At 45.0% G+C, this 18,747-nt stretch carries 17 protein-coding genes and 1 tRNA gene; 10 read left to right on the plus strand and 8 right to left on the minus strand.

Features of this window, described 5'->3' with window-relative positions; translation table 11 throughout:
- Positions 1-109: 109 nt before the first annotated feature.
- Both DWW81_RS09540 and DWW81_RS09545 read right to left on the minus strand, forming a co-directional pair.
- Positions 110-1,111: a DUF4236 domain-containing protein gene (locus tag DWW81_RS09540; RefSeq protein WP_117897553.1), complete on the minus strand. Its 1,002-nt coding sequence runs from the start codon at positions 1,109-1,111 to the stop codon at positions 110-112.
- A gap of 146 nt (positions 1,112-1,257) precedes the next feature.
- A complete protein-coding gene (locus DWW81_RS09545) occupies positions 1,258-2,790 on the minus strand; it encodes a 4Fe-4S dicluster domain-containing protein (protein ID WP_117897554.1) in 1,533 nt (510 codons plus the stop codon).
- A gap of 424 nt (positions 2,791-3,214) precedes the next feature.
- Here DWW81_RS09545 and DWW81_RS09550 point away from each other — a divergent pair, with 424 nt between their 5' ends.
- The 9 genes from DWW81_RS09550 to DWW81_RS09590 all read left to right on the plus strand — a co-directional run bounded on the left by DWW81_RS09550 (position 3,215) and on the right by DWW81_RS09590 (position 10,229).
- Positions 3,215-3,679: a terminase small subunit gene (locus tag DWW81_RS09550; RefSeq protein WP_022287537.1), complete on the plus strand. Its 465-nt coding sequence runs from the start codon at positions 3,215-3,217 to the stop codon at positions 3,677-3,679.
- A complete protein-coding gene (locus tag DWW81_RS09555) occupies positions 3,676-4,920 on the plus strand; it encodes a PBSX family phage terminase large subunit (RefSeq protein WP_117897552.1) in 1,245 nt (414 codons plus the stop codon). Before DWW81_RS09550 ends, DWW81_RS09555 begins: the two co-directional genes overlap by 4 nt.
- 33 nt (positions 4,921-4,953) lie before the next feature.
- Positions 4,954-6,120 (plus strand): phage portal protein, encoded by a 1,167-nt coding sequence (locus DWW81_RS09560; RefSeq protein ID WP_117897551.1) that lies wholly within the window; start codon positions 4,954-4,956, stop codon positions 6,118-6,120.
- Entirely contained in the window at positions 6,117-6,953 is an 837-nt protein-coding gene (locus tag DWW81_RS09565; protein ID WP_117897550.1) for a hypothetical protein, read from the plus strand. The genes DWW81_RS09560 and DWW81_RS09565 overlap by 4 nt, the downstream gene beginning before the upstream one ends.
- Positions 6,954-7,129: 176 nt before the next feature.
- The gene (locus DWW81_RS09570) at positions 7,130-8,104 is read left to right on the plus strand and encodes a hypothetical protein (protein WP_117857977.1); all 975 of its coding nucleotides are present in this window, start codon (positions 7,130-7,132) and stop codon (positions 8,102-8,104) included.
- Positions 8,105-8,165: 61 nt separating this feature from the next.
- The gene (locus DWW81_RS09575) at positions 8,166-8,546 is read left to right on the plus strand and encodes a hypothetical protein (protein WP_117857980.1); all 381 of its coding nucleotides are present in this window, start codon (positions 8,166-8,168) and stop codon (positions 8,544-8,546) included.
- 15 nt (positions 8,547-8,561) lie between these two features.
- On the plus strand, positions 8,562-8,984 hold the full coding sequence (locus DWW81_RS09580; protein ID WP_117897549.1) for a hypothetical protein: 423 nt from the start codon (positions 8,562-8,564) through the stop codon (positions 8,982-8,984).
- Positions 8,977-9,321, plus strand: coding sequence for a hypothetical protein (locus DWW81_RS09585; protein WP_117865280.1), 345 nt, complete (start codon positions 8,977-8,979; stop codon positions 9,319-9,321). Before DWW81_RS09580 ends, DWW81_RS09585 begins: the two co-directional genes overlap by 8 nt.
- A complete protein-coding gene (locus tag DWW81_RS09590) occupies positions 9,321-10,229 on the plus strand; it encodes a hypothetical protein (protein ID WP_117897548.1) in 909 nt (302 codons plus the stop codon). Before DWW81_RS09585 ends, DWW81_RS09590 begins: the two co-directional genes overlap by 1 nt.
- Before the next feature lie 74 nt (positions 10,230-10,303).
- Here the strand turns inward: DWW81_RS09590 and DWW81_RS09595 are convergent, their stop codons facing one another.
- The 4 genes from DWW81_RS09595 to DWW81_RS09610 all read right to left on the minus strand — a co-directional run bounded on the left by DWW81_RS09595 (position 10,304) and on the right by DWW81_RS09610 (position 14,819).
- On the minus strand, positions 10,304-11,185 hold the full coding sequence (locus DWW81_RS09595; RefSeq protein WP_117897547.1) for a carbohydrate ABC transporter permease: 882 nt from the start codon (positions 11,183-11,185) through the stop codon (positions 10,304-10,306).
- 6 nt (positions 11,186-11,191) lie between these two features.
- The gene (locus tag DWW81_RS09600; RefSeq protein WP_117877229.1) at positions 11,192-12,121 is read right to left on the minus strand and encodes a sugar ABC transporter permease; all 930 of its coding nucleotides are present in this window, start codon (positions 12,119-12,121) and stop codon (positions 11,192-11,194) included.
- A gap of 94 nt (positions 12,122-12,215) precedes the next feature.
- Complete coding sequence (locus DWW81_RS09605) at positions 12,216-13,730, minus strand: carbohydrate ABC transporter substrate-binding protein (RefSeq protein ID WP_117897546.1); 1,515 nt, start codon at positions 13,728-13,730, stop codon at positions 12,216-12,218.
- A 78-nt stretch (positions 13,731-13,808) separates the two neighbouring features.
- Positions 13,809-14,819, minus strand: a complete 1,011-nt coding sequence (locus DWW81_RS09610) for a LacI family DNA-binding transcriptional regulator (RefSeq protein WP_117865288.1) — start codon at positions 14,817-14,819, stop codon at positions 13,809-13,811.
- A 727-nt stretch (positions 14,820-15,546) separates the two neighbouring features.
- Here DWW81_RS09610 and DWW81_RS09615 point away from each other — a divergent pair.
- Positions 15,547-15,622: transfer RNA gene (locus tag DWW81_RS09615), tRNA-Thr, on the plus strand.
- A 145-nt stretch (positions 15,623-15,767) separates the two neighbouring features.
- Here the strand turns inward: DWW81_RS09615 and DWW81_RS09620 are convergent.
- Positions 15,768-17,963 (minus strand): stage V sporulation T C-terminal domain-containing protein, encoded by a 2,196-nt coding sequence (locus DWW81_RS09620; protein ID WP_117897545.1) that lies wholly within the window; start codon positions 17,961-17,963, stop codon positions 15,768-15,770.
- Positions 17,964-18,193: 230 nt separating this feature from the next.
- Positions 18,194-18,400, minus strand: coding sequence for a hypothetical protein (locus tag DWW81_RS09625; RefSeq protein ID WP_041337442.1), 207 nt, complete (start codon positions 18,398-18,400; stop codon positions 18,194-18,196).
- Positions 18,401-18,747: the final 347 nt, after the last annotated feature.

Consider the following 18,747-nt stretch of genomic DNA (forward strand, 5'->3'; position numbering starts at 1 on the left):
TCGCCTATCGAATTTCTTAATAATAGTGTCCAATATGATTGACAAACCTACAGGAGTTTAAGTGAGGAGTGAGGAGTGAGGAATGGCAGCGCTGCACTTTGCAAGATAATTAATTATTGATTTTGGCGTTAGAGTACATAATAACTGTATTAAGTCCAGACCTTGAATGAAGCTCAAGTTTTCCATATAAACAAATCGGCAACTCTCTGTTATCTTTAAATCGTCTATCTGGACCGCCCGACTTATTGACATATCTCCACGTTTTATCGACTATTTGAGCGTCCCTAGGTACGTTTCCACTCTCAACAAAACGTGTTGTATATTTATTTGAGGATATATCTGAATAATTCAATGCACCAATCTTACTTCCTTGCATAATAAAGAGCTTATCAGGCATAAATAGCAAGGTTTCATTTCCAGCCTTAAAAGAGGCAACTTGAATGTTAGCCTTAAACGGAAAAGGCGCTTTCGTTGAGGTTTGACAATCTGTTCTATTAACTGTGTTACTAGCACCAGAAGTGTACTTTTTATCAATTACTTTGCTAGTTTGCATTATTCGCCAAACTTTTGTACATTGAGTAATCTTAATCATTGGTTTCATTCGCTCATCTACAATGGATTTTTGATCTTCATCAATTGAATAATCTAAATCAATAGTGCCTTTTGTTTTGACATAGATTTTTAAAGCGAGAAAAATAGCGGTAAATAGAAACATTGCGGGAAAAATAAAACCGCAAATAATAGATATCAACAATCCAATAGTTGATACTTTATTAATTTTTAATGTTTTACTTGCAGAAGCCAGCATATCTTCCAATCCCTCAGATACCATTGCAGTTGCTACATTATTTATGATATTTTGTGTATCATAATGATTATTGTCTATTGATTTTGGATATCTATTTTCAGACTGACTTTTGTTATTTTTACTGCTTTCGTGGACATATGAAATTCCTGTGCCGGGAATTGATGCTGTTGTTCTTTTAGTTCCTTTGGCGGTTTTAGTAACACGATATCCTTTAACACCCCAACTGTAACCAATTCCTGATTTGCTAAGATTTATTCTAAATCCTCCACCTAAATTTATGCTTTTTCTATACCTAAGACCCATTTTTTTCTCCTCCTATTTCTTGTTTTGAGAGTTGCTTTATGTTGGTGACCATAAAAAGATTTGTTGTTCTAATTCTGAAATTATTCTATTTAATACATATAGTCAAAAAACGGACAGTATAACGCTGTCCGTTTCAATTCTATCTCTTATTTGTCATCATGCGGCTCGGTGATAAGATCAAGATTGATCTCGTACTTGGAGTCAAGGGAGTTTTGTAAAGGTGCGTCCTTTACATATTTGTTTACAAGCGCTGTACTCTTTTCCACCGCCTGAAGTGTACCTGCACCTGCTACACAGCCGCAAGGACAAGCCATGCCCTCGAGAAGATAGCCGTCATATTTGCCTGCTTTCGCAAGGGTGAGAAGCTTGCGGCAGTCTTTAAGTCCCTGCGCTGATACTACCTTGACCTCACGCTCCGGGTCAAGCTTGTGGATAACGTCTGCTACTGCCTTTGCTACGCCGCCGCTTACTGCAAAGCCACGTCCGTCACCTGTACCCTCGCAAAGATCTACCTTTTCTTCATCTGTAATGTCTTCAAATGTTACGCCCTTGGCATTGAACATTCCCATGAGTTCTTCAAAGGTAAGCACAAAGTCTACGTCGCTGCGAATAGTACGTCTTGAAGCTTCAAGCTTCTTTGCCGCACATGGTCCGATAAATGCGATACAAGCGTCAGGATCGTCCTTTTTGAGCATTCTTGCTGTAAGTACCATTGGGGTCAAAGCCATTGAAATGTATGGGGCAAGGGTAGGGAAAAGCTTCTTCGCCATTACTGACCATGCAGGACAGCATGATGTCGCCATGAATGGCTGATGTTCAGGAACTTCTCTCATGAAGTCTTTTGCTTCCTCGATGGAACAAAGGTCTGCACCTATTGCTACCTCGACCACGTCTGCAAAGCCAAGCTTCTTCATTGCCGCTGTGAGCTTTTCAGGGCTTGCCTTTGGTCCGAACTGACCTACAAATGCAGGTGCTACGATAGCGATGACCTTCTTCTTTTTCTTCATTGCTGTTATAAGCTGGAATATCTGTCCCTTGTCTACGATAGCGCCGAATGGACAGTTTACAAGACACATTCCGCAGGATACGCATTTGTCATAATCTATTTTTGCCTTGCCCTCTTCGTCTGAGCCGATAGCGTCCATGCCGCAAGCTCTTGCGCATGGTCTTTCCATTTTGTTTATTGCATTGTATGGACAGACGCTCTGACATCTGCCGCACTTTATACACTTAGACTGATCTATTACTGACTTGCCATGCTTGATGGTTATGGCACCCTTTGGACAGACTTCCTGACATGGGTGTGCAAGACAGCCCTGACAGCAGTCGGTAACATGATAATGAGTTTCAGGACAGCCGTTGCAGGCAAACTTGATTATGTTTACAAGCGGTGGATCGTAATACTTTTCTGCGATCGCACTTTCTTCAATGCCGTCAGCCACAGACTTATGCTCCTCGATCGGTCTTAGGGGCAGACCGATAGCAAGACGGAGCCTTTCTTCAACGATAGCTCTTTCAAGGAAGATAGACTCACGGTAAACAGCCTTGCTTCCAGGTACTATCTTATAAGGAAGCTCTGCGATCTTTTCGGCATAATCGCCCTCTTCATAGGCAAGTCTTGCCACCTCTGTAAAGACTTTTCGTCTGATATCTGTTACTGAGGAATAGATACCTCTCATTTTCATATTTTTACCTCCTGCGTTGTTCTTCAAATTTGTGTCATACACTTACTATTGTACTATTTTTTCGGCTTTTGTCAAGTAATATATACTTTTTTTCATAAGGTATATTGAAAGTTTCGCATGACTTACATATTTGTCTGAAATAAGGTGCAGTAATAGTACGAAACGGCTCAAAAAAATAAAAGTATTTCTTTTTACCAATAGTTTTTCTGTTCATGAAAGTATGTGGCTTTTGCACAGTTTTGGGCAGGACGATTTATGCAAACAAATGATAAATGATTTAATTTGGCAACATTTCTGCAATTGTTGCATTTTTTATGCAACAAAAGGGGCGTTTTTCGGGATAAGTGAGAGATGTTTTTTGAGAGCCGTTAAGATATGGTGGTACATCTTTCGCAGAAATTAAAAAAGGAGGAACGATATGGCAGGCGAACAGAAAAGATTTGCGAGATTTTTCTTCTATCTGAGAAATCTTCGTGAAGCGGCTTTGCACACCGGTGCAAGGGCGGAGGAGGCTGAGGACAGGGGGCTTGAGCTTCTGCACTCGGCAGAAACGGAGGCGGAGCTTAAAAAGCTGGAGGAGGCTGACAGCGACACCCTTTCTTATGTGAAGCGAGGGCTTAACAGGATAGCTTTCGGGGCGGTGAATGACGCTGTAAAGCTTGTTTTTGACGCTGAGAACATGACGGCAAGGGACATCATGGGCATGGATCTTTTCAATGTGAGTGAGATAAAGATCAGCGGAAAGAACGTTTTGGAGATCAAGTTTTTTGACAGGCAGAAAGCCTTGGAAAAGCTCGGGGAGCTTGCGCCTCAGCTTGACGGCGGTGGTGAGTCGAAGCGACTTATCGAGAGCATTTATGGCAGGGACGGTGATAGCTTGTGAAAATAACAAGGCTGTCGGAAAATCAGAGGTTTGTTTTCAGATGGTGGACGGCACGGGAGCTTAGTGATTACGACGGGATAATCTGTGACGGTGCGGTCAGATCGGGCAAGACCTTTTGTTTGTCGGCGTCTTTTATGACATGGGCAATGACTAACTTTGACGAGTGCATTTTTGGGCTATGCTCAAAAACTATCGTGTCGCTGAAAAGGAATATCCTGCCTGCACTCAGAGAGTACATGAAATCCATGGGCATGACGGCGGTAGAGGTCACGTCAAAGAACTATATGGACGTGAGCTTTTGCGGCAGGAAAAACAGGTTTTACTACTTTGGCGGCAGGGACGAAGGCTCGCCCTCACTTATTCAGGGCGTGACCCTTGCGGGGGTGCTTCTTGACGAGGCGGCACTTATGCCCAGAAGCTTTATCGAGCAGGCTGTGGCAAGGTGTTCTGTGGCGGGGAGCAAGCTGTGGTTCAACTGCAATCCTGACAATCCTTACCACTGGTTCAAGAAAGAATGGATAGACAAGGCGGAGGAAAAACGTCTTATCTACAGGCATTTTGTACTGGAGGACAATCCGACCCTTGACCGGGCGGTGATAGAACGCTATCACAGGATATATACGGGGACGTTTTATGAGCGTTTTGTACTTGGCAAATGGACGGCGGCAGAGGGGCTTGTTTACCCTATGTTCGACGAGGAGAAAAACGTCTTTGAGGGGGATATACAGTGCGAGCGGTATGTTATAAGCTGTGATTACGGCACTGTAAATCCTTCAAGCTTCGGGCTTTGGGGCGAGAGTGGTGGTGTGTGGTACAGGCTCAGGGAGTATTACTATGATTCTCGACGTGAAGGTATGCAGAAAACTGACGAGGAGCATTACAAGGGGCTTGAAGAGCTTGCCGACGGGCTTTGCATCGAAAAGGTCATTTGCGACCCCTCGGCAGCTTCTTTCATACAGTGCATACGCAGGCACGGAAAATTCACTGTCCAGCCTGCAAAGAACGACGTTGTTTCGGGTATCAGGCTTGTGTCAGACTGCATAAAGGACGGCAGGATAAGGATAAACCGCAGGTGCAGGGATACGCTTCGTGAGATAAATCTTTACCGCTGGGACGAAAAGGCGGGAAAGGACGCACCTGTTAAAGAGAACGATCACGCCATGGACGATATGAGATACTTTGCGGCAGAATGTCTGGGACGTGAAAAGGACGATTTTTTTGTACTGACAGTTGAGCATTAGTACAAAAAAGTGTACAGAAAGAAAGGAGAGAAAATGAGTATTTTCAGAAAGAAGGTCCGTGAATTTGTGCCGAACACGGCAGGCTCTGACAGAGAGTCGGGGTTTCATTACAGGCTTGCGCCTGAGGGGGCTTTTCAGCAGGAGCTTTATGACGCACTCAGGGCGAACGTTCCTGTTATCGACGCTTGCTTCGGCAAGATAGTAAGGCTCACAGGGGGCTTTAAGGTCACGGCTTGTGACGAGAGGGCGCAGGTGGAGCTTGACAGGTTTTGCAGAGAGGTTTCCGTGGGGGTGTCGGGAAAGTCCATTTACACTTTTGCGGATATGTATCTGGATTCACTGCTTACATACGGCAAGGCGATAGGCAGGATATATGCAGATTACAGGACTGGAAAGGTCAAGGGGATATATGTTGGCGACCCGACTTTGTACAGAGTGCGTGAGGGCAGGAACGCTTTTGAAAAACGTATTTTTTACATGGAAAGCGGTGAGGAGATACCGGTAAGAAGTCCTGAAAAACTGCTTTACACGGCGCTCAATCCTAGTCCTAAGCACCCTGACGGGGTGTCCATACTCCGTGGATTGCCTGCGCTGAGCGAGATACTTATGCGAATTTACGAGTGCATGGGGCAGAACTTTGACAGGGTAGGAAATGTGCGCTATGCGGTGACTTATCACCCTGAGGGGGAGAGTGACAGGGCGAGAGCCAAGGAGCGTGCAGAGCAGATAGCTCAGGAATGGAGCAGAGGCATGAGGGCCTCACGAAACGGCTCGGTGCAGGATTTTGTGGCTGTGGGTGATGTGGACATAAAGGTCATTGGTGCTGACAATCAGATGATAGACACGGAGATACCTGTCAGACAGCTTATGGAACAGCTTGTGGCGAAGCTTTCAATACCACCGTTTTTGCTTGGGCTGAACTGGTCAACCACTGAGCGAATGTCTGCACAGCAATCAGATATCCTCACAAGCGAGCTTGAATATTACCGCAGACTGCTTGAACCTATACTCAGAGAGATATGCGAGGCGTTTTTAAGGCTTAACGGATATGCTTGTGGGGTGGAGATAGATTGGGACAACATAAATCTTCAGGACGAGGAAGCGTTGGCGAAGTCAAGGCTTTACAATGCGCAGGCTAAGGCGGCGGAGCTTGAAAACGAAAGGGTAGAGAATGAGAGAAAAAAGGAGGAAATGCAATGAGCGAAACAGTATCAGGCGAGGAGCTTGAAAAGATAAACGGCTATGCGAGAGAGCCGCTCACGGAGGACAAGGTCTTTGTTTTCAGGGTGGCGCTTTGTGACAATGACATTGACAGAGATGGTGAAAAGTTTTCATCAGGCGCTTTGGAGAAGCTTGCGGAGCTTTTTAAGGGCAGAACGGGTATTTTCGACCATGACCCTAAAAGCTCAAAGCAGACTGCCAGAATATTTGACACTTGGGTGGAAACTCTGCCTGAGAAAACTACAACAGACGGAGAGATCTACCGCAGGCTTATGGCAAAGGCTTATATGGTGCGAACAGCTTCTAACGGCGACCTTATAAGCGAGATTCAGGGCGGAATAAAGAAAGAGGTATCCGTTAGCTGCACCATGGGAAAGAAGCTTTGCTCTGTATGCGGAGCGGATTTGTATAAGGGCGGCTGTGACCATGAAAAGGGCGGTGAATACGGCGGTAAGCTGTGTTATCACATTCTTGACGAGCCGCTTGACGCTTACGAGTGGTCGTTCGTGGCAGTGCCTGCACAGGTGAACGCAGGGGTAACGAAGCGTTTTGCCTTAAGGGAGAAGCATGAAAGCACCGACAAGAGCCATGAGCTTGCCCTTGCGAGGGAAGCTTTTGAAAAGGACGTTTTAAGGCTCAGCTATTTCTGCAAGCCTTTTATGAGTGCAAAGCGTGTGAAAGAACTTGCGGAGCTTATGACAGTTACGGAGCTTATTGACTTCCGTGGCAGGCTTGAAAAGCAGGCGGCTGAGAATGAGGAGGTCTACAAAGCCGAAAGGGAGAGCTTTATCACGGGGGATTACAAGATGTAAGGGACAGATGTGAAAGGGGGCGATGACAATGTGGAGGTAGGGGCTTAAATGCCAGAATGTGATATCATCACTGTAGGGGCGGACAGTGTTCACCCGAAAAGACAAATGGTTTTCGATGATACGAAAATCAGTACAAAAAATCGGACAAATTTAATTATCGAAAAGGAGAAAATAATATGTACAACAATATCAAACTTGAAAAGGGACTTTATTCTATCACAGGAAAGACATTCACACAGGCGCTGGCTGAGCTTGATCCTGACGCAAACTATGAGAACACCGAGCTTAAAGGTCTTGACGCTTTTGAAAGACAGCTCAAGCGTTTTGACATCAAGGTAAAGGGTGCAAATTCTGACAGAGTGGAAAAATTCTTCATTTCCACTGAGTCGGCAGTGCTTTTTCCTGAGTACATAAGACGCACTGTCAAGCAGGGCATGGACGAGGCTTCTATCATGGGCAAGGTAGCGGCGGCTGTTTCATACACTGACGGAGTGGATTTCAGAGGTCTGAACGTTACAAAGTCGGGTTCAACTGACGTTGTGTCAGAGGGTGGAAATGTGCCTATCACAACTGTCAGACTTAGCACCTCCAGTAAGACTCTCACAAAGTTTGCAAGACGTCTTAACTGTTCTTTTGAGTCTGTAAGGAAACAGAAGCTTGAAGCTTTCGGCGTGGTGCTGAGAAACCTTGGGGCGACTATAAGCAGAGATGTGAACAGCCTTGCCATGACTGAGATAACAAGAGGTATTACAGCTCAGACTCTTATTGGCAGCGAGCTTACTTACGCTGATCTGGCGGCTTTTTGGGCTTCCATGGGCGAGTTTAACATGACGACCATGATCTGTACTCCTGATGTTATGGCTAAGATCCTTGCTATGGACGAGATGAAATACTGCATTGGCGACTATATGGCAGGCGGCACAGTTCAGACGCCATATGGTGTAACGCTTGTAAAATGCCCTCAGCTCACAGGCGGTATTGCGGTGGGCATCGACCAGAGCAGTGCTGTTGAAATGGTGCTTGGGGGAGATGTTATCGTGGACTACGATAAGCTTCTTACTAATCAGTGCAACGAAATCGTTTGCTCTGTGCTTGCAGGTTTCTCCGTACTTACGAGCGGTGCTGTAAAGACGCTGAAAACTACAAAGTAAGCTGAGAGGATAATGAAAAAGGGACGGTGGGCGGGTATATTTTTTTGAAAGGAGCAGGAAAATGGCAATAAGCAAAGACAATGTAAAAAGCGATTTCATGGAGCTAAGCGGACTTGACAGCACGTCGGCTGAGGTGTATGCAGGGCTTATAACGGTGTGTGCTGACGAAATGGAAAAGGCTGTTGACCAGGAGCGAATGGTCGCTGAGGGCGGGACGGCTATATGCGAATTTGCGGCGGCAGCGGAGGTCTTTTACAGATTTATTTGTCTGAAAGCCGCTGAATACAAGGTCATGTTTACGGCACAGGGCAAGGCGGTGGAGGCTTTTGACGAGGAGAACAGGATAAAGGCTGCAAGAGAGCTTCGTGACAGCGCAGTTTCAAGGGCGGAAAGATTTTTCTCAAAGGACGGCTTTGTATTCAATGCCGTTATCGCATATTAGGAAGGAGGACGAGCCATGACAGTCTGGACAGAAATGGCGGCAGAGATAAAAAAGATACTTGACGGAGCAGGCTTTACTGCAATGGGTGAATACACTTCGGCTGACAGTCTATTGCACAGTGGGGAAGCAATTGGCTTCTATGGGCTTAAAGGCTATGATGTGGTAGATGAAGTCATTGGGCAGGGCGGCAAAAAGCTTTACACTGAGTATATATGTCATATCGACCTGCGGCTCATGGGCAAGGCAGGAAAATACGATGACATGGAGGAGCTTCAGGAAAAGTGTGAAAGCGTTATGGCGGAGCTTGCAAAAAGCGACGTTCTGAATGTAAAGAGCGCAAAGCTTGGAAGCGCAGTTCAGACATTGCCCCTTCATAGGCTCGAAAGGCAGGCAGAGCTTAGTATCGGCATTTGCAGTGAGGAGGATATAAGTGAGTAAAAAGGGAAAGATAAAGCTTGACATCGGCACACGTTCATTTTACATGGACGGAGTTAAGCGAAGCGGAGGTTACATTCAGGAGGAAACAAAGGCTGTAAATGGTATTTTGCGAAATATCTCAGGCAAGGCGGCGGAGATATTTCAGTTCAGCGGCAGGATCGCTCCGTCGGACAAGGCTTACGCTTGGGCTGCTCTAAGCGAGAACGGAGGAAAGACGATCAATTTCACGGCAGACGGGGTCTTATACAGCGGATACATACTCTCAGAGATAGAAATGGATTTTCAGCCTGACAGGATGATCGGAAGCCTTATGATAAAGCTTAGGGGGGCGGAATAATGGCGAAGATCTACATCAGGTTTGAAATTATTGGCAGTGGCAATTTGGACTATAGAAACATTGTTTCAGCAAGGCTTGTGAAAGACCGCTATACGCCATACAGTGAACTTAGAGCGTCTGTCGTTCTGAATAACAGCATAAATCTTAACAATATCAGGCGTGTGGCACTTTATATAGGCAGCAGGCGTATGCACTACGGTCCTGCGGATTACATCAGAACAAGGGTGAGAGGCGGAAAAACTGTTCTTGAACTTATAAGCCGTGGGATAACACTTATGCTGGGGCAGAACGAGCCTGAACCCGGGGTATGGTCTAAGGTGAGTTTGACGGATATTATGAAGAGCTACAGCCCCTCAAGTGAGATAACCTACGAGAGTGGAACTAAAACTGTGAACTATGTGAACATCAAAGAGAAGTCTACACTGTGGGAGGCTATCGGCGTATATGCGGTCAAGGCTTACGGCAGGCGTGCATATATCAGAGGGGACAGGCAGGTCAATGTGTCGCTGAGTATCCTTTCGGTGAATATCGGTACTCAGCGTATTATTGAATACGGCAAACAGCTTGATACGAGAACGATGCTGTCAAAGATATATATGAAAAACGTGGACGGGGAGTATGGATATAGCTATTCAAGCGGTAAAACTATACCACATGGTATCACCAGGGAGAAGTATTATGGTCTTGATAAGCAGTGGCTCAATAATGTGGATGCCGGGCTTAAAGATAGGATAGAGTTTGCAGAGAGGGAGTATTTGGTGGAGCATATCACATATGAGGGGTATTGCGGTGAGGATATCACGGATAAAATAATTTGTAAGGGATATGGCGTAAATGGAAAAAGAGTGAGCAGAATGGAGATAACGGTCAATAGCAAAGGTATGCAGACGAAGCTTTTATGTGAATAGAAAAGAGAAGTAAGGAATGAATAGAGCAAAAAAACAGCGTACAGAAAAAACTGTACGCTGTTTGAAGTTTCGTATTAACCCTTTACGCTTCCCAGAGCAACACCACGAATGATGAACTTTGAAAGACAAAGGTAAACAATTACTACAGGGAGGATAGCAAGTACGATGTACAAGCTGAACATTCCCACGTCCTTTTCCTGTGGTCCTGCATAACGCATTGCGTTGAGTACCAGAGGGATAGTGTACTTACTCTTTGATGTAAGAATAAGTCTTGGCATAAAGTAGTTGTTCCAGTTTGTTACGAATGTAAAGATGATCTGAACTGCGAATGCAGGCTTGAGGATAGGAGTAACGATCTTGTTGAAGGTCTTGAACTCTCCGCAGCCGTCGATACGGGCGGCTTCTACGATCTCAAGCGGAAGTGCAGACGCCATATACTGCTTCATGAAGTAGTATGTAGCCGGTGCTGCGACAGCAGGAACAATCAGCGGAATGTAAGTATCTGTCCAGCCGAGTTTGTTCATGAACTGGTAGAAACCGATAGCTGAAGCCTGTGTTGGAACCATCATTACGATGAGAATGAACATATCTGCGAACTTTCTCAGCTTGAACTGGTAAACGTGTGTTGCATATGCTGTCAGTGCTGAGAAGTATACGCTGAGCAATGAAGCACAAGCTGATATGAACAGTGAGTTAGCCAGTGAACGCCATACGCTTCCGTATGCTACGGCTGTTGAACCGCTGAAAAGGTTCTTGAAGTTTGTTGCGAGGAAGTGGTCAGGATACCACCTGATACCTGCCTGTGATCTGCCTCGTGTTGCGTTGATTATCAAAAGATAGAATGGGAAAAGTGAAACAACGACCAAAAGAACAAGGACAACATAAGCTATTATCCTATGTATGATAAGACCAGTACTATTTGTCTTTTCACCAACTATTTCAGTACTTCTTGGCATTTCAGCTTACCCCCTTTTCTTCTTTTTCTTCTTTCCGTCATGGTCAGCAGACGCAAACATAAGTGCAAGTCCGATAACAGCGGAAACGATAAAGATTATTACGCAGAGTGCAGACGCCTTACCGATGTCGCCCTGCTTATTTGCCTGGATTATCATTACGACGGTCTTAAGTTTTCCGTTAGGGTTACCCATATCCTTTGTGAGGAGGGCAGGTACGTCGTACATCTGAAGTCCACCGATGAGTGATGTTACAAGAACATATGACATGATTGGCTTGATGAGCGGAATTGTGATCTTCCAGAATGTCTGGCTGGAAGTTGCACCGTCGATCTGTGCTGACTCATAGAGTGATGTATCAACACCCATGATAGCAGCCATAAGAAGAATTGTTGTATTACCATACCAAAGTATGAAGTTGATGAGTCCAACTACACCTCTTGATCCCCAAACACTTTCAAGGAGCGGTACCTTGATAAGATCATAGATAGCGCCGCCTCTGCTGAACAAGCTGTAGAACAGAAATGCAAAAGCAGATGCCATGATTACGTTTGGAAGATAGATAACAGCCTTGAAGAATCCCTGAGCCTTTATCTTAAGACGAAGGTCAGTGAACCATACTGCAAGGATAAGAGAGATAACGATCTGTGGGATAAATCCTACGATCCACATGATGATCGTATTCCAGAAAGACTGAAGCAGATCACTTCCTGATGTGAATATAGTTGAATAGTTATCGAAACCGCAGAATGTCGGTGTTACTTCGACAGCCTGTCTTGTCCAACCACCGCCGATAGAGCCCTGATCCTTAACATAGTCCGTAAAGCTGTAATAGAAAGTCTGGAACAGAGGATATAGTGAGAAGATGATGTAAACTACAAAGAATGGGATAAGGAAAATATATCCCCACTTGGCATAGCTTATGCTTTTTCTCTTCATATAAGTATACCTATTCCTTTCGTGAGATTAATAAATAATAGGGGGGGATATCCTCCACCCCCTATATTTAATTAGATACTGTTTTTTTATACGATTAGAAATCGCAAGTAAGGTTACCATAGAGGTCTGTGATGTTCTTCTTGAAGTTCTCAAGAGCAGCCTCATATGAATCAACTGTGCCGAGGAAGTAGTCCTTCATAGCACCCTGGAATTTCTCGTTGCAGCCCTGGTCATAAGCAGAAAGCTTGTTCTCGAGGGAGATCTTGTCAGCAGCCTCTGTAAGAAGTGCAAGGTGATCCTGTCCGCCGAGGAATGCGTTTGTATAACCGCCGTCGATAAGCTCCTTGATAGCAGCCTTGTTGTTTGTGTAGTCCTGCTCGCCCTCAGTGATAGCCTTAGCTACGTCCTTGTTGCAAGTCATAACCTTCATGATATCAGCAACGATATCCTGGTTATCGGAGTCGATAGCGCCGCAGATCCATGTACCGCCCCAGTAGTAAGCCTGTGGGCCTGAGCAAGCCTTCCAGAGACCATAACCGCCGTTGCCTTCCTTAGCGTTTGAACCGTCAGCCTTGATTTCTTCGTCAACTGTGTTTGGAAGAAGTGTGAAAGGAATGCCCCATGTTGAGAAGAAGTAGCCGAATACGCCACCGTCGATCTTCTGGCCAGCAGCCCAAGCATCGTCCCAAAGGGAAGTCTTGTTGTTGTAGCCCTTGTCTGTGTATTCCTTAGTCTGATCAGCCCAAGCCTTGATCTGTGGGTCAATTGTGATCTTGTTGTCTGTTACCCATGGGCTAGACATATTGTTTGAGAAGCATCTGTATGTATCATCGAAACCGGATACCATCTTGTAGCCCTTGTCAGCCATCTTCTGAGCTGTTGCTGTGAATGTATCCCAATCCTTAACAGCTTCCTGAACCTTCTCTGGATCGCTTGTGCCGAGAACGTCCTCAGCAATCTTTGTGTTGTAGAGGAACAGACCTGGAGTTGCCTGCCATGATACACCCTTCAGCTCGCCTGTCTTTGTATCTGTTGCAACGTCCTTTGTGTACTGATACATCTGTGACATATCGTCGTCTGTGATGCCGAGGTCCTGAATAGAAAGTGCAACGTCGCCGTTAGCATACTTCAGAGCGTAGTCAGCTTCCATAAGGAACATATCTACCTTCTCTGTGCTGTCCTGCTGACCCTTAAGAGCCTCGTCCAGCTTTGTCTGGTAAGCGTTACCTTCGTTTTCAACCTGTACCCAGTTCAGCTTAACGCCGTTGATTGTTGCGATCTCCTTAGAACCATCAGCAAGCTCGTTGTATGTAAGCTCGTTTGATGTGCCCTGTGGATAGTACTTATCAAGTCTTGACTTGAACTCTGTGTTCCAGCAGTAAATTGTAAGAGTCTTCTTTGAATCCTCTGATGAATCTACACCGTGGAGTTCAGCTGTGTTTACTCTGTCTTTGTCCTTGTTGATACCTGTGCCGTCGCCAGCCTTTGATGTTGTGCCGCCCTTAGCATCAGGTGTTGAAGATGAATCTGAGCTGCCGCAAGCTGTGAACATTGAAGCTGCCAGACAGAGGCTCAATGAACCTGCAAGTACTTTCTTAAGATTTGCCATAATAATTTTCCTCCTTAAAATCGCATTAGTTTATTTGATTTGCTCCGCAGCATTTCTGCGGAAAATTAATGCCTTGAATTAATTGATGTCGCTTACCGAGCCGCCTTCCAGCAGCTTTCCGTCGACTGTTATCACCTCTTTAAAGGTGGTCTGTGGGTTTTCTATCAGTGATACCAGCTGTTTTGCGGCTGTTACACCGATAAGGTCTGTGTCCTGAAGATAAGTCGTAAGCTTTGGAGAGAGAAGCTGTGAATAAGCTATTCCGTCGTAGCCCACTATCGAGATATCCTCCGGTACTGAAAGACCCATTTCCTTGACTGCATTAAAAGCTCCCATTGCTGAATAATCATCGGGCATGAAAACGCAGGTCGGTCTGTTCTCTCTGCTAAGAAGTTCTTTTGTCAGCTTATAAGTCAGATCAGGGTTGTGATAATCACCGTTAAGTATCCAATCGGGATCAACTGAAATTCCTCTTGTCATACAAGCTTTATAGAAGCCTGCCAGACGTCTTTCGGCTACTGCCGATCTGTTGCCCTGGATAAAAGCGATCTTCCTATGCCCCATCTTCGTCACATAGTTGATAAGCTCTTCCATACCTTTTTCATTATTGGACATGATCGCTGTTCTGCAATCGAAGATGTGGTCGATCGTGACCACTGGTATATCTCCGTTTATCACCTCGTACACGTCCTGCGACGTAAAATCCGTACAGGCAATGATAACACCGTCAACATTGCGGTATTTGCAATGTTCGTATGTAGACATTTTCTGCTTGCCCACATCTCTATTTATAAAGGTTATATCATATCCTGCTGCTTCAGCCGTAGTCTTAAAGCTGTCAAGCACCTTTGCGAAAAACTCATGGGTAAGACCGCTTCCTGCTTCGTCGAGATACATGACCCCGAGATTATAGGTCCTGTTGGTCTTTAAAGCTCTTGCCTGAGAATTTGGGAAGTAACCCATTTCTTTGGCGGCTTTCATAAGTCTTTCTCTTGTTGCCTCGCTTACGTCCTTATGGCCGTTGAGGGCTTTGCTTACGGTTGCGACGGATACTCCGCAGCGAACGGAAATGTCTTTTAAGGAAACCAATGATATTTCCGCCTTTCCGTAGATTTTAAACGTTTACGCTTGATGTTTTCCATGAAAACTTATTTCAAACGTTTCCGTTAATAAAAATATACAATATTCTCGGCATAATTTCAAGTCTTTTTTCGCATTTTTATGCCCTCTGTAATAAATTATGGAGGTTTAGCCAATTTTTCAACTTTACTTTTGTGCATTTTAACAACGCTATTTGGACAATTGTAATCGATTTGTTACGAAGAAGCTGACAGACCGATCAAAAAGCTGCGAAAATGCACTGCGTTTTCTGAGGGGTATATGAAACCGGGCTGTGTGGTATGTGAAAAATGTATATAAACATTTCTTTTGTATTCGATTATGTTATGTGAAATTACAAAAAGTATTAAACAGCCTGTTCATTAAACGTTTTCGGATAATAATTGTTGAAAAGTGTGCTGTGACATATGATATTGTTAAAATATTATCCTGATATGAAAATATGATAGTCATTTGATCGGAAAAGTTGGAATATTCGGTGTTTGCGAAGATATTTCTGAAACGTTTAAGCATATTTCAGCGTTTTTTTATTGTGCAAAATAACGATACGGAAAGAAAACGTATTTATTTCATACATTATATTCAAAAGGTACATATGATATGACTATTTTACAGGAGTTTTGCAAAACTTTAAAAAAATGCTTGAATTGATGTTGACAAAGGTGTGGTTTTGGTGTATAATAATCAAGTCTGATATGCTGATATGGCTCAGTTGGTAGAGCAGCTCATTCGTAATGAGCAGGTCGTCGGTTCGAGTCCGACTATCAGCTCCATCGCAGCGTGGTTTGCAGTTTGCCCTCCGATCCATTTGTATGGGTCGGAGGGTTTATTATTACGTTGCTGCGGAGGACATGGGGCAATGAAAGATGTAATAGTACAGAAAAAAGGACTGCTGCGGTCAGGCGGCAGTCCTTTATATTATTCTTCGATCTGTTTGCCAAGAAACATTGCGGCGGCTTTGGCGAGCATGGATTGTTTATCGGTACAAAGCTCGGTATCGTCGGTAGCCATGAACGCCACTGCGCCTGTTATATCGCCGTTTGTGAGGATAGGGGCGACGGTGAGGGCGTGGGTATTGATACCCTCGACAGCTCTAAGCGGCTCGGCTGTGGTATCGGTATAGTCAAAGGTTTTGCGGTTTTCCAAAAGCTCCTCCAAAGCAGGGGACAGGCGGCGCTGGGAATACTCTTTCTTCGGCACGCCTGACACTGCCACGACGTGGTCCTTATCGAACACCACGGCAGGCGCTCCCCCAAGCTTTGAGATGACTTCCGCTGCCTGAGCTGCGCCCTCGGACATTTCGTTTATGGCAGAATACTTTTTGAATATCACTTCGCCGTCGGGGTTGGTGTAGATCTCGAGGGGGTCGCCGTTACTGATAACGTTGACACTAAGATTCCTGCCTCTGCTGTCCGTTACAGCAGCTGCAAGCTGTCCGGCTGACTTTCCGATCTTAGTGCCTTGATTAAAATTTTCGGCTGATCCATCTGCTCCGACTGTCACAAGCTGCTGCTCTGTAAGCGTGCCGTATTTCAGCAAACAGTCGATATCCGCTTTGAGATGAATTTCAATTCTGTTTTCAAAGACCACTATCTTGTCAATTATAAAATTCAGGTCGTTCTTGTCAAGAGCGGGCTTGTTAATGATGTCATCGAAAATCTCCAGCACGGTTCTGGCGGTGCGGTTCACTCTGACAACGGTGTTGTGCTTGTCGACTGCAAGCTGCATCTGATTTTTCAGTCCCTCGATACGCAGAGTAAGCTCGTCTATCATCTCGGTGTAGGTCTCCTCGATTATCTCCGCACGGTCGGGGTGTTTCATAACATCCCTCGCCTGCTGTCGGGTGAGCATTTTCATTTCCGCCTTTGCGTCCTCTATCTGCCCCTTTATCACGTCAACGGTGGACTGACTGCTTTTCGTTTCAAGCTGTTCTTTAGCAATGGACTCCTGCAAACGGTCGATCATCTCTGCGGAGTTGTCACGCACCTTTTTGATATAGCTTTTCAGCAGACCGTCCAGCATATCAACTCTGGTATGGTGCGAGGTACAGCCTTTTGTTCCTCGCTTGTGGTAGGTTCCGCAGGTGTAGGCAGGAGCAAGATCGTTACGGCTCATTGCGAACATGGGTGAGCCGCAGTCTCCGCAGAAAAGATAGCCCGAGTACACATTGTCGTACTTTTTCACTCCCCGATAGTGAGAGGTCGTACGCTTCTTCAGCTGCTCCTGAGCCAGAGCGAACACCTTGTAATCGACGATAGGAGTGTGATTATTTTCAAATACTATGTGGTCTGTTTCGTCCTGCTTGACCTCCCCGCCGTTTATCTTCTTACGCCTGTACTTGCCCTGACGGAGCGTGCCGATATAAAAATCGTTCTGCAATATCTCGCTGACGGTGATGATACTCCACGTCTGCTTTACCTCACGCTTGCACTCCTCGCCTTTAGCCTCCCTGCGCATTTTTTCGCACATTCTAGGCGTGGGAATATGCTTGTCCGTAAGATAGTTGGCAATTTTTTTGTATCCCCAGCCGCTGTTGTACCTGTCAAAAATATCTCGGACAACCTCCGCCGCAGGTTCGTCAACCTCGAACTGCATGGTCTTGTTGTTTATCATAACGTAGCCGTAGGGCACAGCGCATATCCACTTGCCCTCCTCCTGACGGCGTTTGATGACCGATTTGACCTTTTTGGACGTATCGGTAACAGGCATTTCATTGATAAGAAAGCGGAACTGAATTGCCGTCCAGTCGTCATAGGTAGGATAATCAATGTTATCGCCAATCGAGATAATCCTCATTCCTGCGTCACGCAGATCTTCCAATTCCACCAGTCCCTTGCTGTTTCGTCGGGAAAATCTGGAGAAGTCCTTGATGATCAGAATATCGTACTCTAATCGAAGCATTTTCTTTCGCAGCTCCTGATAGCCCTCACGCTGTTCAAACGTATATCCCGATCGGTCACGGTCCTCATAGAAATCAAGCGTGCTGTCTGGAAACTTGCGTTTCACAAAGTCGGCTATGATAGCTTTTTGGTTTTCTATCGAGGTGTTGTCTCTGTCCATTTCCTCGTCGACAGAAATTCGGCAATAGCCTGCTATGCTGTACTTTATGCTCATTGTTTCACCCTTTCAATGTTGATTATTTTTTCGGTTCGGTTTTACCTTTGCGAATACTTACAATGTTGTCAGAAATATTCGTTTTAATTTATATCAATATTGTATCATATATCTTTCAGAATTGCAATAGGCAAAGGCAATAAATATCCGAGTGAAGATTTTATGACTTTGCCGCAATTTATGTTTTTTTACGTCAGTTATGTACGGTGCGCCTGATTGCGCACCACAAATCATAGGCAGAGGTTGTGCTCTATCAATCCCTCCGTGCAGTCAAACAAGTCGTTGTCCCCCGACATAAATACGGCAACCTTGTATTTTTTATCGCTGTACTTGTCTGCAGTATTCTGCACGAATTCGCTGATACTATCGTCCTCCTGCTCCTGATTTGTCAGCCAGATCTCTACGATCCGCTTATTTTCACTGACGTTAATTTCCAATAGGCAACACTCCTTTTGATTCATTTTTGACTTTGGGATTTAAGTTATTCAATTTTGAAAAATGCGGCAATGTCCTTTGATTTTCTGTTACGACTCCTGAAATCACACCGATTTTACGTGATTTTCAGTACTTACGACCCCTGAATTCTTCAAACCTCGAATTTATGACCCCATAAAAATTATGCACAACAATTTTGCTGAAACTGCGTATTTTCGGCACTTTTGCGGTCAGCTTTGCTGTCCGCTGTGACTGCATCGGGGGCTTACGACCCCGATGCTTTAACTTGCTTTACAATATTTCGATTTGCTTTAACCTCTGCATATCGGTGATCGTGCAATACTGACAG

The organism is Ruminococcus sp. AF17-1AC (assembly GCF_003461385.1).
Classification (GTDB): Bacteria; Bacillota; Clostridia; order Oscillospirales; family Ruminococcaceae; genus Hominimerdicola; species Hominimerdicola aceti.

Coding starts and splice junctions, on each gene's coding strand:
- DWW81_RS09540 (WP_117897553.1), bottom strand. CDS start 1,111: ATGGGTCTTAGGTATAGAAAAAGCATAAATTTAGGTGGAGGATTTAGA.
- DWW81_RS09545 (WP_117897554.1), bottom strand. CDS start 2,790: ATGAGAGGTATCTATTCCTCAGTAACAGATATCAGACGAAAAGTCTTT.
- DWW81_RS09550 (WP_022287537.1), top strand. CDS start 3,215: ATGGCAGGCGAACAGAAAAGATTTGCGAGATTTTTCTTCTATCTGAGA.
- DWW81_RS09560 (WP_117897551.1), top strand. CDS start 4,954: ATGAGTATTTTCAGAAAGAAGGTCCGTGAATTTGTGCCGAACACGGCA.
- DWW81_RS09565 (WP_117897550.1), top strand. CDS start 6,117: ATGAGCGAAACAGTATCAGGCGAGGAGCTTGAAAAGATAAACGGCTAT.
- DWW81_RS09570 (WP_117857977.1), top strand. CDS start 7,130: ATGTACAACAATATCAAACTTGAAAAGGGACTTTATTCTATCACAGGA.
- DWW81_RS09575 (WP_117857980.1), top strand. CDS start 8,166: ATGGCAATAAGCAAAGACAATGTAAAAAGCGATTTCATGGAGCTAAGC.
- DWW81_RS09580 (WP_117897549.1), top strand. CDS start 8,562: ATGACAGTCTGGACAGAAATGGCGGCAGAGATAAAAAAGATACTTGAC.
- DWW81_RS09590 (WP_117897548.1), top strand. CDS start 9,321: ATGGCGAAGATCTACATCAGGTTTGAAATTATTGGCAGTGGCAATTTG.
- DWW81_RS09595 (WP_117897547.1), bottom strand. CDS start 11,185: ATGCCAAGAAGTACTGAAATAGTTGGTGAAAAGACAAATAGTACTGGT.
- DWW81_RS09600 (WP_117877229.1), bottom strand. CDS start 12,121: ATGAAGAGAAAAAGCATAAGCTATGCCAAGTGGGGATATATTTTCCTT.
- DWW81_RS09605 (WP_117897546.1), bottom strand. CDS start 13,730: ATGGCAAATCTTAAGAAAGTACTTGCAGGTTCATTGAGCCTCTGTCTG.
- DWW81_RS09620 (WP_117897545.1), bottom strand. CDS start 17,963: ATGAGCATAAAGTACAGCATAGCAGGCTATTGCCGAATTTCTGTCGAC.